This is a genomic window from Streptomyces hundungensis (assembly GCF_003627815.1).
GTDB lineage: Bacteria > Actinomycetota > Actinomycetes > Streptomycetales > Streptomycetaceae > Streptomyces > Streptomyces hundungensis_A.
In genome coordinates this window covers 7,416,978-7,429,423 of sequence record NZ_CP032698.1, presented here as the reverse complement: position 1 = coordinate 7,429,423, position 12,446 = coordinate 7,416,978, and the positions used below count along the sequence as shown (strand labels likewise).

General features: G+C 72.0%; 9 protein-coding genes. 2 read left to right on the top strand and 7 right to left on the bottom strand.

What is annotated here, in order from left to right; genetic code table 11:
• Positions 1-49: 49 nt before the first annotated feature.
• Positions 50-2,932 (bottom strand): ATP-binding protein, encoded by a 2,883-nt coding sequence (locus DWB77_RS33040; protein WP_428985170.1) that lies wholly within the window; start codon positions 2,930-2,932, stop codon positions 50-52.
• A 236-nt stretch (positions 2,933-3,168) separates the two neighbouring features.
• On the opposite strand from DWB77_RS33040, the gene DWB77_RS33035 reads away from it, so the two are divergent.
• Positions 3,169-4,242 carry an isoafricanol synthase gene (locus DWB77_RS33035; protein ID WP_120725864.1) on the top strand — a complete coding sequence of 358 codons (1,074 nt, stop codon included), beginning with the start codon at positions 3,169-3,171 and terminating at the stop codon, positions 4,240-4,242.
• A gap of 78 nt (positions 4,243-4,320) precedes the next feature.
• On the opposite strand, the gene DWB77_RS33030 is transcribed toward DWB77_RS33035, so the two are convergent.
• From DWB77_RS33030 to DWB77_RS33010, 5 genes are all read right to left on the bottom strand, one after another.
• Positions 4,321-4,557 (bottom strand): DUF397 domain-containing protein, encoded by a 237-nt coding sequence (locus tag DWB77_RS33030; protein ID WP_120728510.1) that lies wholly within the window; start codon positions 4,555-4,557, stop codon positions 4,321-4,323.
• A gap of 140 nt (positions 4,558-4,697) precedes the next feature.
• Complete coding sequence (locus DWB77_RS33025) at positions 4,698-5,864, bottom strand: thiolase domain-containing protein (protein WP_120725862.1); 1,167 nt, start codon at positions 5,862-5,864, stop codon at positions 4,698-4,700.
• On the bottom strand, positions 5,861-6,922 hold the full coding sequence (locus tag DWB77_RS33020; RefSeq protein ID WP_120725860.1) for a thiolase domain-containing protein: 1,062 nt from the start codon (positions 6,920-6,922) through the stop codon (positions 5,861-5,863). The genes DWB77_RS33025 and DWB77_RS33020 overlap by 4 nt, the downstream gene beginning before the upstream one ends.
• Positions 6,922-7,881, bottom strand: a complete 960-nt coding sequence (locus DWB77_RS33015) for a Zn-ribbon domain-containing OB-fold protein (protein WP_120725858.1) — start codon at positions 7,879-7,881, stop codon at positions 6,922-6,924. The genes DWB77_RS33020 and DWB77_RS33015 overlap by 1 nt, the downstream gene beginning before the upstream one ends.
• Before the next feature lie 254 nt (positions 7,882-8,135).
• Positions 8,136-8,936 carry a crotonase/enoyl-CoA hydratase family protein gene (locus DWB77_RS33010; RefSeq protein ID WP_120725856.1) on the bottom strand — a complete coding sequence of 267 codons (801 nt, stop codon included), beginning with the start codon at positions 8,934-8,936 and terminating at the stop codon, positions 8,136-8,138.
• Positions 8,937-9,100: 164 nt separating this feature from the next.
• On the opposite strand from DWB77_RS33010, the gene DWB77_RS33005 reads away from it, so the two are divergent.
• Positions 9,101-10,831 (top strand): acyl-CoA synthetase, encoded by a 1,731-nt coding sequence (locus DWB77_RS33005; protein WP_120728508.1) that lies wholly within the window; start codon positions 9,101-9,103, stop codon positions 10,829-10,831.
• On the opposite strand, the gene DWB77_RS33000 is transcribed toward DWB77_RS33005, so the two are convergent.
• Positions 10,824-12,338, bottom strand: coding sequence for an alpha/beta fold hydrolase (locus DWB77_RS33000; RefSeq protein ID WP_120725855.1), 1,515 nt, complete (start codon positions 12,336-12,338; stop codon positions 10,824-10,826). The genes DWB77_RS33005 and DWB77_RS33000 overlap by 8 nt on opposite strands.
• Positions 12,339-12,446: the final 108 nt, after the last annotated feature.

Below are 12,446 nucleotides of genomic sequence, written 5' to 3'. Positions count from 1 at the left end.
CCCCCCCCCTGCCGTGTGGCTCGGGGGGCCGGGGCCGGGTGGCGTGGCCTCAGGGACCGGGGACGCCCCGGACGCCGGAGCCCCGCGTCTGGTGGGGCAGCAGCCCGGCCAGACCGCCGCGGTCGGTGCCCAGCTTGCGGAAGGCGCCGGAGAGCAGGAGCTCCACGGTGCGCTCCTTGATGCCGAGGTCTTCCGCGATGCGCCGGTTCTCCCAGCCCTGGGCGGCCCGCTCTGCCACCGCCTTCTCCTGCGAGGTCAGCGAGTCCGAGTCCACGGCCCGCAGCTGGAGCGGGCGCAGACCGGAGGCGGCGAGTTCCTCGCGGGCCCGCGCCGCCAGCGCGTCGGCCCCGCACAGCGCGGCGCTCTCCAGGCCGCGCATCAGGAGGTCCGCGGCGTCCTGGGGCAGCCCGGCGCGGCTGAGCATCGCGCCGTGGTCGATCAGGGCCTGCGCCAGCTCGTAGGCGGCCGGGGACCGTTCGAGTTGCCGGACGGCCTCGGACATCAGGGACAGGCTGTCGGCGCCGGAGGCGACCTTCGCCGCCGCGTGCAGGGCTCGGCCGATGGCGCCGGGGGTGCCGAAGCGACGGGCGATCTCGACCCCTTCCTGCGCGATCTCGGCGGCCTCGCCGGGGTCGGTGTGGGCGATCGTCTGGGCCAGGAGCGGCCGCCACGGGCACCACATGGGGTTGCGCATCCCGCGCGGTTCGAGCCGGCGACCGACCGCGCGCAGCCGCTCCTCGGCGTCGGTGCGCAGCCCCCGGGCGAGCAGGAGTTCGCTGTAGACGGTCTCGGAGTCGGGGTAGACGACGGCGTTGGGAACGACCTGGCCGTAGTTGTAGGCGTCGGACAGTTCCTGCGCCTCCTGCACCCGGCCGCGGGCGAGCAGGATCTCGATGAGGATGCCGAGCGCGAACCACTGGGCGGGGATCTGCTGGCCGACCCGGTCGGCGATGCGCAGGCCGCTGTGGACGAGGTCCTCGGCCTCGGCGAGCCGGCCGCGGTGGAACTTGATGTAGCCCAGCAGCGTCAGGCCGAAGGAGAGGTGGGCGCCGCGCCAGCCCTTGCGCTCGCAGTCGGCGATGCCCTGGGTGAACAGTTCGTCGGCCCGGCCGGGCTGGTCGCAGTACATGAAGGTGAGCGCGACCAGGACGGGCACCTCGAAGCCCCAGTTGTCGTCGGTCCAGGGCAGCCCGCCCTCCAGCGCCTCCTCGGCGTAGCGAAGGGCGGTCTCGGCGGGCTCGCCGCGCACCATCGCGTCCCAGGCGCGCAGGCCCAGGATGTAGCGCTCGGCCTTGCCCCGGACGGTGAGGTGCTCGGCGAGCCGGGCCAGGCTGCGCGAGCGGGTCGGCGAGTCCTCCTCGTCGGCGCGGAACGCGTTCCACTGGAACGTCTCGGCCTGCATGCGGAGCCGGGTGCGGGCGTTGGAGGAGTGTTTGGCCTCGGCGGCCACGAGGGCGGCGGCCTCCGCCATGCGGTCGGTGTGGGCCAGTGCCTGGGCGAGCCGGTAGGTGACGGATTCGCGCAGTTCCGGGGCGAGTTCGGGTTCTTCGAGGGCGGCCCTGAGGTGGTTGACGGTGGTGGCGGGCTCGTTCAGGAGCGCCGAGCAGCCCAGTTCGTAGAGCACCTCGGCGCGTTCTTCGAGCGCGGGTGGTTCGCGCAGGGCGCGGGACAGACAGCGCCGGGCCGCGTCGGGGGCGCCGGCGCGCAGGTAGTCGCGGGCGGCGGAGCGCAGTTGGCGGACGGCCCAGCGGTCGTTGTCGGGATGCATTTCCAGGATGTGCCGGGCCGCGGCGGTGGCGCCGAGTCCGGCCTCGGTGACCGCGAAGGCGGCCTGACCGTGCATCGCGACCCGCATGGCCGCGGGGATGGCCCGGTAGACGGCGGTGCCGACGAGTGGGTGGAAGAAGTCGAGCCGGTTGGAGCCCTCGGTCGGCCCGGCCAGGATGCGGGCGTCGCGCAGCCGCTCGACGGCGTCGGCCATCTCCTCGGCGCCCAGTCCGGCGACGCCGGCCGCCATCTCCCGGTCGGCGTCGGTGCCGAGCACGGCGACGGCCCAGGTGAGCCGTACCGCGGAGGGGCCGAGTCGCTCCAGGCGCTCGATGAGTCCGCTGCCGCGTACGGCGGAGGCCAGTTCGCGCAGTTCGCCGGCGTTGGCGTACTGCGGCTTGATGCCTCGGTCACGGATCCTGGCGACGAGTTCGACGGCCTCGTAGGGGTTGCCCGCGGTCAGCGCCCAGCATTCGCGGGCGAACAGTTCGTCGCCGCCGTCGCCGAGCACGCCGCGCACCAGGTCGCTGACGGCGGCCGGGGTGAACGGTGACAGGTCGAGCGGGCGCGAGCCGTGCCGCATGGCGAGCCGGCGGAACTCGGCGGCGTGGCGCGGGAGTTCCTCGGGTCGGTAGGCGACGACGATCAGCAGGGGCAGATCGCCGGCGCGCAGCGCGAACGAGCTGAGCCAGGCGAGGGTCTCCTCGTCCGCCCAGTGCGCGTCGTCGACCACCAGCACCACGGGCGCGTACTGGACGGCGAAGCGGGTGACGAGCCAGTCGAGGCCGTCCCGCACGCCCTGGGGGTCGGGCGAGACCCCGCTCTGTCCCGCGACCAGGCCGACGGCGGGTGCGACGATGTCGTACCAACTGCCCAGTATCTTGCGGTGTTCGGCCTCGCTGGTCGCGGCCAGCACCGGTTGTACGAGCTGGCGTACGACGTGGAAGGCGACGCCCTCCTCCTGCTCGCTGCCGCGGGCGGCCAGCAGGGTGCAGCCACGGGCGGCGGCTTTGCGCCGCACTTCGGCCACGAGGGTGGTCTTGCCCAGGCCGGCCGATCCGGCGATGGCGAGCAGGCCGCCGTTGGCAGCGCTCCCCTCTCCGGCGCGGCGCTCCGCCCCGACCTCTCGTCTCCGCCACAGCGGTTCCCCTTCTGGCAGTAGCACCGAGCCTACGCCCCGGACACGTACCGTGACATGAATAACCTACTTCCGTCTTCTCCTTGACTCGTTAAGTTGGCTGAATTCATGGGCGGTTGGGCTCGGATTGTCCCCGAGGGGCGCCAGGAGGGACCACGTACGCCCCCGGTGCGCTGTCGGGCTCCGGCGTGATGCGACTGGTCACCGGCCCACCTCCCCTTGATGATTGAACGACGTACGGAGTACTAAGGAGGCGGTGCCGTATGGGCAGCACTGGCAGAGTCCGGTCGGCCCGGACGCGGACGGGGCTCGTCGACATTCCCTTTCCGGCTCGTCGGCATCCCCGGCACGAGCTGGCCCGGCGGCACACGCTGGACTGGCTGTACGAGTTCGGCATGTTGGCCGGAGAGCAGGCGACGGCCGAATACGACGCGATGGGCCTGGAACGGCTGATGGCGTACTTCTATCCGGACGCCTCGGACGCGCATCTCGCCCTGGCGACGGACCTCAACGCCTGGTTCTTCGTCTTCGACGACCAGTTCGACGGGCCGCTCGGGAAGCGGCCCGACGTGGTGGTGCGTCAGATCGATACGGTCTTGCGCACCATGAGCGACGAGCCGCCGGTGCCGGGCGAAGCCACGAACCGGCTGGCCGAAAGTTTTCGTGATCTGTGGCAGCGGGTGACCGCGGGCACCCCGCTCCTGTGGCAGGACCGCTTCCGGGCGCACTGGCGCGAGTATCTGACGGCATATCACTGGGAGGCCCTGAACCGGACCCGCAACGGCACGTTGACCCTGCCTCTCTTCCTACGCGGCCGCCGGGACTCCATAGGGGTGCAGCCCTGTCTCGACCTGGTGGAGCGCTGCGGGGGTTACACGCTGCCCAGGGAGTTGCACGAGGGGGCGCCGCTGGCCGAGATGCGGGTGATCACCGCCGATGTGGTGATCTTCGTCAACGACATGGTGTCCGTGGACAAGGAGCTGGCGGCGGGCGATGTGAACAACAGCGTCATCATTCTGTTACGGCAGGAGATGTGCTCCGTCGATCAGGCGGTGCGCCGGGTGGCCGCCATGGCCAACTCCCGGATCGCACGCTTCCAGGAGCTGACGGTCGAGCTCGCCGCGCAGCTCGACACGACCGAGCTTCCCGAGCGAGTGCGGGCCCAGGTGGACGATTACGTCGACGGCATGCGCGCCCTGATGAGCGGGAACCTGGCCTGGTCCCTGGAGACGGCGCGGTACGGCGAGGCGGGCATCGCCGCGGTCAGCGAGGGCCGTCAGCGGCCGTGGGCCCAACTCTTCCCCGAGCAGGCTTCCGGGGAGCGCGAGGGCGCGTAGAGGCCGGCAGTGCGCGCGTCCGGGCCGCCACCGCGCGGTGGCGGAACCGGAGGCGCGCACCGCCGTGCTCCGGCCCGGCTAGGTCAGGTCGAACTCGCCGTCACGCGCGTTGATCACGAAGGCCCGCCATTCGGCGGGACTGAAGATCAGGGGTGGGCTGCCGGGGCTGGCGCTGTTGCGCATGGCGATGAAGCCTTCGACGAAGGCGATCTGGACATCTCCCGCCCCCTGACTGCTCGACCGCCATTCGGCCTTGCTGAGATCGAGCTCCGGCTTCTCCCAGCCGGAACGGGTGTGCCCCGCAAGGGTCCCCAAGGTGTGCTGGGTGGTGATGGTGGTGTCGGCCACGTCCGTGCTCCTCCCCGGTGCTGTCGTCCGGGGGCCACACTAGCGATCGCGCGGGGGGACGGACAGGCCGCGGAAGCGGTACCGGGCCCGCCCCTCGCCCGGTGTCCTCAACGGGCGGGTGGTTCGGCGCCGACCAGCCACATCGCGAAGAACTGGGATCCGCCACCATAGGCGTGGCCGAGCGCCTTGCGGGCCCCCGCCACCTGGTGTTCCCCGGCCAGACCGCGCACCTGGAGGGCGGCCTCGGCGAAGCGGATCATGCCGGAGGCGCCGATGGGGTTGGTGGACAGGACGCCGCCCGAGGGGTTGACGGGCAGGTCGCCGTCCAGTTCGGTGACGCCGGCCTCGGTGAGCTTCCAGCCCTCGCCCTCGGCGGCGAAGCCCAGGTTCTCCAGCCACATCGGCTCGTACCAGGAGAACGGGACGTACATCTCGACGGCGTCGATCTCGCGGCGCGGGTCGGCGATGCCCGCCTGCCGGTAGACGTCGGCCGCGCAGTCCTTGCCCGCCTGGGGCGACACGAAGTCCTTGCCGGCGAACAGGGTCGGCTCGCTGCGCATGGCGCCGCCGTGGACCCAGGCCGCGGGGCGGGGCGAACGGGCGGCGCCCGCCCGGTCGGTGAGGACCATCGCGCAGGCCCCGTCGGAGGACGGGCAGGTCTCGGAGTAGCGGATCGGGTCCCACAGCATGGGTGAGGCCTGCACCTTCTCCAGGGTGATGTCGTGCTCGTGCAGATGGGCGTAGGGGTTCTTGAGGGCGTTGCGCCGATCCTTGTACGCGACGAGGGAGCCCACGGTGTCGGGGGCGCCGGTGCGCCGCATATAGGCCCGTACGTGGGGCGCGAAGAACCCGCCGGCGCCCGCGAGCAGCGGCTGGGTGAAGGGCACGGGCAGGGACAGGCCCCACATGGCGTTGGACTCGGACTGCTTCTCGAAGGCGAGGGTGAGCACCGTGCGGTGGACGCGGGCGGCGACCAGGTTGGAGGCGACGAGGGCGGTCGAGCCGCCGACGGAGCCCGCCGTGTGCACCCGCAGCATGGGCTTGCCGACCGCGCCGAGGGCGTCGGCGAGGTAGAGCTCGGGCATCATGACGCCCTCGAAGAAGTCGGGCGCCTTGCCGATGACGACGGCGTCGATGTCGGCCCACGTCAACTCGGCGTCTTCGAGGGCTCGTTGGGCGGCCTCGCGGACGAGTCCGGCGATGGACACGTCGTGCCGGGCGGCCACGTGCTTGGTCTGGCCGACGCCGACGACGGCCACGGGTTCCTTGCTCATGACTCCCCCTCCAGGACGGCGACCAGGTTCTGTTGCAGGCAGGGGCCGGACGTGGCGTGCGCGAGTGCACGGTCGGAGTCGCCTCTGTGGATGCGGGCGGCGGCTTCGCCGAGCCGCAGCAGCCCGGCGGCCATCACGGGGTTCGCCGCGAGCGCGCCTCCGGACGGGTTGACGCTGACGTCCTCGCCGAGCCGTAGCGCCTTGCGCAGGACCACCTCCTGCGAGGTGAAGGGCGCGTGCAACTCGGCGGTGTCCACCGGCCGTTCGAAGAAACCGGCCCGTTCGGCGGCGAGGCGGGTGGACGGCGAGTCGGTGAGGTCGCGCACGCCGAGGCTGTGGGCCTCGATGCGGTGGTCCATGCCGCGGATCCAGGCGGGCCGCGCGCACAGGTCGCGCGCCCGGTCCCCGGCCGCGAGGATCACGGCGGCCGCGCCGTCCCCGATGGGCGGGCAGTCCCCGGTGCGCAGCGGACGCACCACGTACTCGCCCTGGGCACGCGAACCACGCACCTGCGCATGGGAGTTGGCGGTGGCAGCGGCCCGGCTGCGCCCGGCGATCGAGGCGAGCGCCGTCTCGTCGGTGTCGCCCGCGTCGATGAGGGCCTGCGCCTGGAGGGCGGCGAGCGAGACGGAGTCGGGCCACAGGGGCGCCACGTAGTAGGGGTCGAGCTGACGGGTCAGCACATCGCGCACCTCACCGGGCGAGGACTTGCCGTATCCGTAGACGAGCGCGGTGTCGGCCTCGCCGGTGAGGATCTTCACCCAGGCCTCGTACAGGGCCCAGGCCCCGTCCATCTCCACGTGCGATTCGGAGATGGGCGGCCAGGCTCCGACGCCGTCGAGCGCCATGGTGAAGGAGAAGGCGCGTCCGGCGAGGTAGTCGCTGGAGCCGGAGCAGGTGAAGCCGATGTCGCTGGTCTTGAGGCCGGTCGCGTCGAGGACCTGGTGCAGCACCGGCATGAGGAGTTCGACCTCGGACAGCTCGTCGGTGCGGCGCCGGTGGTCGCTCTGCGCGAAGGCGACGATCGCCACGTCCCGGCCGGGTCCGGTGGGCGCCATCAGATCAGCTCCTTGTACGTCTCGTAGTCGGCGTCGGGTTCGCCGGTGGGCCGGTAGTGGTCGGGGTAGCGGCCGCCCTCGCTCCACACCGGTTCGACCCGCAGCCCCATCCGCACCTGGTCGTACGGGATTCCGCCGATCCGCCCGTGCAGGGCGAGGCCGGCGCCGTCGAGCGCGATGTGCGCGTAGACGTAGGGCACTTCGATGTCGAGGTTCTTCGCCTTGATGTTGACGATGCAGTACGTGGTGACGGTCCCGGCCGGCCCGACCTCGACCCGCTCCTCGGTGGCGACCCCGCAGGTCGGGCAGGCGCCGCGCGGCGGAACGTACACCTTGCGGCAGTCCGGGCAGCGCTCGCCGACGGTCTTCCGGGCGGACAGCGCGTTGATGTACGCGGACTGGGCGCGGCCGGGGCTGTAGGTGTAGTCGAGCCGGGCGGGCGCGACGATGCCGGTGACGGCGTCTTCGAACTCCCCGCTGTGACCGCAGGGTTGGGCCTCCTCCCCACCGTCGTCCGGTTCGAAGCAGGCGATGTCCGTGATGGCGCCCGTGCGGTCCTGCGCCCAGCGGACGCGGACCCGCATCCCACTGTGCACGGCGTCGGGCCCCGGCGCGTCCAGGGCGTGCAGGAGCGAGGTGTCGGCCCCGTCCAGCTTGACGAGCACCCAGGCGAAGGGCCGCTCCAGGGGCTGGCCGCGGCGCGGGGCCGGGTTCCAGGCCCAGGTGGTCACGGTGCCGGCGGGCGCGACCTCGACGAGCTCGCGGATCTCCTCCGCGGTGACGGGGTCGTACTCGACGGGCGGCACGAGCACCCGCCCGTCCCCCGTCCGCACCCCGAGCACGACCCGCTCGCGCAGCCCCGTAAGGAAGGCACTCTGAACGGGCCCGAGGGACCGGGTGAACGGAAACTCAACAACAAGCGGCGCACGCAACACCTCGGTCGCGGCAGATCCTGCCATGATCCAACTCCTAAATTCGGGGCCACCTACAGCCCGTCCGGCGGTTTGGGCCTTCGAGTCGGCTGGGGCCACCTACAACTCGTCCGTCGTCTGGGCCCTCGGGCCGACTGGGGCCACCTACAGCCCGTCCGGCGTTTGAGGACGAGCGCCGTCAAGGCGCGAACGGGGTCCGGGGCGGAGCCCCGGGATCGACCACCGGCCCGCACCCGACCGAGCCCCCGGAGGGTTTCGGGAAGGGGCGGGGTGGGGAATCCTCACCCCCGCCGAAACACAGGCACCCGCTTCGCGGCAAACGCCGCCGCCCCCTCCTTCGCATCCTCCGTCGCGAACACCGGCCACCCCCGCTCCAACTCCAGCGCCAGCCCCTCCGCCTCCCCCATGGACGCCGTGGCGTACACACACTCCTTGACCGCCTCCACCGCCAACGGCCCACACGCGTTGATCTCCGAGGCGATCCGAAGGGCCACGTCGAGCGCCGTACCGTCCGGCACCACCCGCCCGATCAGCCCGATCCGCACGGCCTCCTCGGCGCTGTACGGCCGCCCCGTGAGCAGCATCTCCAGGGCGTGGGTCCGCGGGATCTGCCGCTGGAGCCGCACCGTGGACCCCCCGATGGGAAAGAGCCCGCGCTTCACCTCGAAGAGCCCGAACGTCGCCCCGGCCCCGGCGACGCGGATGTCGGTGCCCTGGAGGATCTCGGTGCCCCCGGCCACGCAGTACCCCTCGACCGCGGCGATCACCGGTTTGCGGGGGCGGTGGTGGCGCAGCATCGCCTTCCAGTGCAGATCGGGGTCGGCGGTGAGGCGGTCCCGGTAGTGGTCGCCCGCCATGCCCCCGCCCGCGAGGGCCTTGAGGTCCATGCCCGCGCAGAAGTCGCCGCCCGCGCCGGTGAGGACGATCGAGCGGATCGAGTCGTCGGCGTCGGCCTCCAGCCAGCCGTCGTAGAGCCCCACCAACAGCGGAAGCGAGAGCGCGTTCTTCGCTTCCGGCCGGTTGAGGGTGAGCACCAGCGTGGCGCCTTCGCGCTGCACGGTGAGGTGTTCCGTACCACCCATTGCCGTCCTCCCGTCTCAAGACCTAGAACAGGTTGCAGTAGGGGAGGTGCCAGTTCAATAGTTTTCTGACAGTCAGTCAGATTTCTTCGGCGACGCCCTTCCCAGTTCTGCGCGGCTTTGCTCTGATGACCCCCAGTCAGTCGGGGCCGGTGTCAGGAGGAATGGTGGAGTACAACCTTGCCGACCTGTTCGAGTCCGTCGTCGACGTGGTCCCGGACCGCGAAGCCCTCGTCTACCTCGACCATCCCGGAACGGGCGCCGAACGCAGGTTGACCTACCGCCAGTTGGACACGGCGGCCAACCGGCTCGCGCACCACCTGATCGACGCGGGGCTCAAGCCCGGCGAGCACCTGGGCCTGCACCTCTACAACGGCGTCGAGTACCTCCAGACCGTCCTGGCCGCGCTGAAGGCGCGCCTGGTCCCGGTCAACGTCAACTACCGTTATGTGGAAGAGGAGTTGGCCTATCTTTATCAGGACGCGGATCTCGCGGCGCTGGTGTTCGACACCGAGTTCTCCCCCCGGGTGGCGGGCGCGCTCACGCAGGCCCGAAAGCTGCGGCATCTGATCCGGGTGGGGGCCGCCGAGGGCGGGGCGGGGGCCGTCGAGGACGGTGTGGGGTCGGCCGAGGGCGGCGCGGGGTCGGCCGAGGGCGGCGCGGGGTCGGCCGAGGGCGGCGCGAGGGTCGCCGGGGCGGTCGCCTTCACCGAGGCCGAGGCGTCGGGATCACCCGAGCGGGGCTTCGGGCCGCGCTCCGGTGACGACCTGTTCATCATCTACACCGGCGGCACCACCGGCTTGCCGAAGGGCGTGATGTGGCGTCAGGAAGACCTGTTCTTCGCCGGGTTGTTCGGCGGCGACCCGGCGGGCGAGCCGGTGAAACGGCCCGAGGAACTGGCCGAGCGGGTCGCCAAGGGCGGCGCGGGCCTGACCTTCTTCCCCGCTCCCCCGCTGATGCACGGCACCTCGACGCTCACCTCGTTCGTCGCCTTCGACTACGGCCAGCGGGTGGTCATCCACCGCAAGTACGTGCCCGAGGAGGTGCTCCGTACGATCGAGAAGGAGAAGGTGACCAGTGTGTCCCTGGTGGGCGACGCGATGCTGCGGCCACTGATCGACGCCCTGCACGGTCCGCTCAAGGGGACCGACCTCTCCTCGCTGTTCAGCGTCTCCTCGTCCGGTGCGATCATGTCGCAGACGGTCCGCGACCAGCTTCAGGAGCTGGTTCCGGGCGCGCTGATCCTCAACAACTTCGGCTCCTCCGAGTCGGGTTCCAACGGCAAGGCGACCGACGACTCGGGTCCGGAGAAGGGCTTCCGTCTGGAGGTCAACGACCGTACCCGGGTGGTGGATCCGGTGACGCACGAGATGGTGGCGGTCGGCGAGCCGGGGCGGCTGGCCCAGCGCGGACATGTGCCGCTCGGCTACTACAACGACCCGGTGAAGACCGCCGAGACCTTCTTCCAGCGGGGCACCGAACGCTGGGTGCTGCTCGGCGACATGGCGACCGTGGACGAGGACGGCATCGTCACGGTCCTCGGGCGCGGCTCGCAGTGCATCAACACCGGCGGCGAGAAGGTCTACCCGGAGGAGGTCGAGCAGGCCCTCAAGTCGCATCCGGACGTGTACGACGCGCTGGTGGCCGGGGTGCCCGACCCCACCTGGGGCAGCCATGTGGCGGCAGTGGTCCAGGTCCGTGCCGGTGCGGCGCGGCCCACGCTCGAAACGATCCAGACGCACTGCCGCACCCGGCTGGCCGGTTACAAGGTGCCGCGCCAACTGGTGATCGCCCCCGCCATCCAGCGCTCACCGAGCGGGAAGGCGGACTACCGCTGGGCGCGGTCGGTCGCCTGTGAGGCGGACACCGAAGAAGGGGGCGGAGCGGCGCTCACTTGATGCCGAACGCGTCGAGCGCGTCCAGGAAGGCGGCGGGCCGCTCGGTGTGCACGAGATGGCCCGCGTCGATGGTGACGAGGCGGGCGTCCGGTATGCGCGAGGCCATCCAGGCCACCTTCTTCTGGTCGACATGGCTGGTCGGGCCGCCCGCCACGACCAGGGTGGGGACCGCGATGGCGGCGAACCGGCCGCGCCACGACGGGTCGGGGTCGTTCAACTGGGCGTCGATCGCGGGCACCACGGCCCAGTCGAAGCCGAGCTCACCGGCGGGGCGCTCCATGGGACCGCGCGGCGGCTTCAGGGGGAAGAGCGGCGGGGTCTCCTCCAGGACGAGACGGCCGATGAAGCCGGGCTCGTCCTCGGCGAGCAGCGCCGCGGCCGCGCCGCCCATGGAATGAGCCACCAAGTCAGCCCCGTTCAGGCCGAGTTGGGTGAGGAAGCCACGGAGGTCGTCGCGGAAAGCCTCGAAGGAGTAGCCGCCCGGCCAGTCGCTCAGGCCGTGGCCGCGCAGGTCGAGGGCGTACACCCGGCGGGTGGCCGCGAGCCGTTCGGCGATCACCTCCCAGTCCCGGCTGTCGCCGCCCCGGCCGTGCACGAGGACCACGGGCGGCGCCCACTCGTCACCCCGGACGCGGTAGGCGAGCCGCACCCCGTCGACGGTGACCGTGCGGACGTCCGGGTCGAGGAAGGCGGCCACGGTACGGGTGAAGGCGCCCGGGTCGTCGAGCCAGGGGAAGTGACCGGAAGACGGCTGGACTTGGAGCTGTCCGTCGGCGAAGCAGGCCGCGGCCCTGGCCGCCAGCTCCGGGCAGGGGCCGCCGTCCCACTCACCGGCCAGCACGAGGACCGGGGCGTCGAGTTGGGCCATGGCGGCACGGGTGGCCGCGGGGTCGAAGGCGCCGTCGCTCCAGAAGACGTCCGCCGCCGCGTCGTTGCACTGCCGCTCAGCGGCGTCCGCGTGCGCCTTGGCCGCCGCGTCCCACCGGCCGTAGAGGAGCGCCTCGTACTCCGCCTGCGGCGGCTGCCCGGCGAGCTCCGCCGCGTAGGCCGCGTACGCCTCCTCGAACCACGGCTCGTCCTTGCGCAGCCGGGCCGCGGCGAGCCGCTCCTCGGGCGTCGGCGGCATACCGAGGGCCCAGGGGGTCGGGGTGATCAGCGCGAGGCGGGCAACCCGGTCGGGGTGGGCGGCCGCGTACAGCATCGCCAGGTTGCTGCCCGCCGAGTGGCCGAGCAGATCGATCCGGTCGAGGCCCAGGTGGGCGCGGAGCGCCTCGATGTCGGCCACCTGCCGGTCGCAGCGGTAGGACGAGGGGTCGTCCGGTATCTCCGAGTCGCCCGTGCCGCGCAGATCGAGCAGGACCAGCCGGCGGTGGGCGGCGAGGCCGCCCAGCTCTCCGAGGTACTGCGAGGCGCGCATCGCGCCGCCCGGCACGCAGAGCAGGGGTTCGCCCGTGCCTCGCAGATGGTAGGCGAGTCGGGTTCCGTCGTACGTCGTGAACTTCGGCATGACTGCGATCCTCACAGCCGTCCGCCGGGCGCGGCAACGCCTTTCGCTCACGGCGCGATCTTGGACCGGCGATCGGTCCGAGGGTTCGTCGCGGGTTGTCCACAGGCC

What these genes read in the sequence shown, in the direction of transcription:
- DWB77_RS33035 (WP_120725864.1), top strand. Translation starts at nt 3,169, where the DNA reads ATGGGCAGCACTGGCAGAGTCCGGTCGGCCCGGACGCGGACGGGGCTC.
- DWB77_RS33025 (WP_120725862.1), bottom strand. Translation starts at nt 5,864, where the DNA reads ATGAGCAAGGAACCCGTGGCCGTCGTCGGCGTCGGCCAGACCAAGCAC.
- DWB77_RS33020 (WP_120725860.1), bottom strand. Translation starts at nt 6,922, where the DNA reads ATGGCGCCCACCGGACCCGGCCGGGACGTGGCGATCGTCGCCTTCGCG.
- DWB77_RS33015 (WP_120725858.1), bottom strand. Translation starts at nt 7,881, where the DNA reads ATGGCAGGATCTGCCGCGACCGAGGTGTTGCGTGCGCCGCTTGTTGTT.
- DWB77_RS33010 (WP_120725856.1), bottom strand. Translation starts at nt 8,936, where the DNA reads ATGGGTGGTACGGAACACCTCACCGTGCAGCGCGAAGGCGCCACGCTG.
- DWB77_RS33000 (WP_120725855.1), bottom strand. Translation starts at nt 12,338, where the DNA reads ATGCCGAAGTTCACGACGTACGACGGAACCCGACTCGCCTACCATCTG.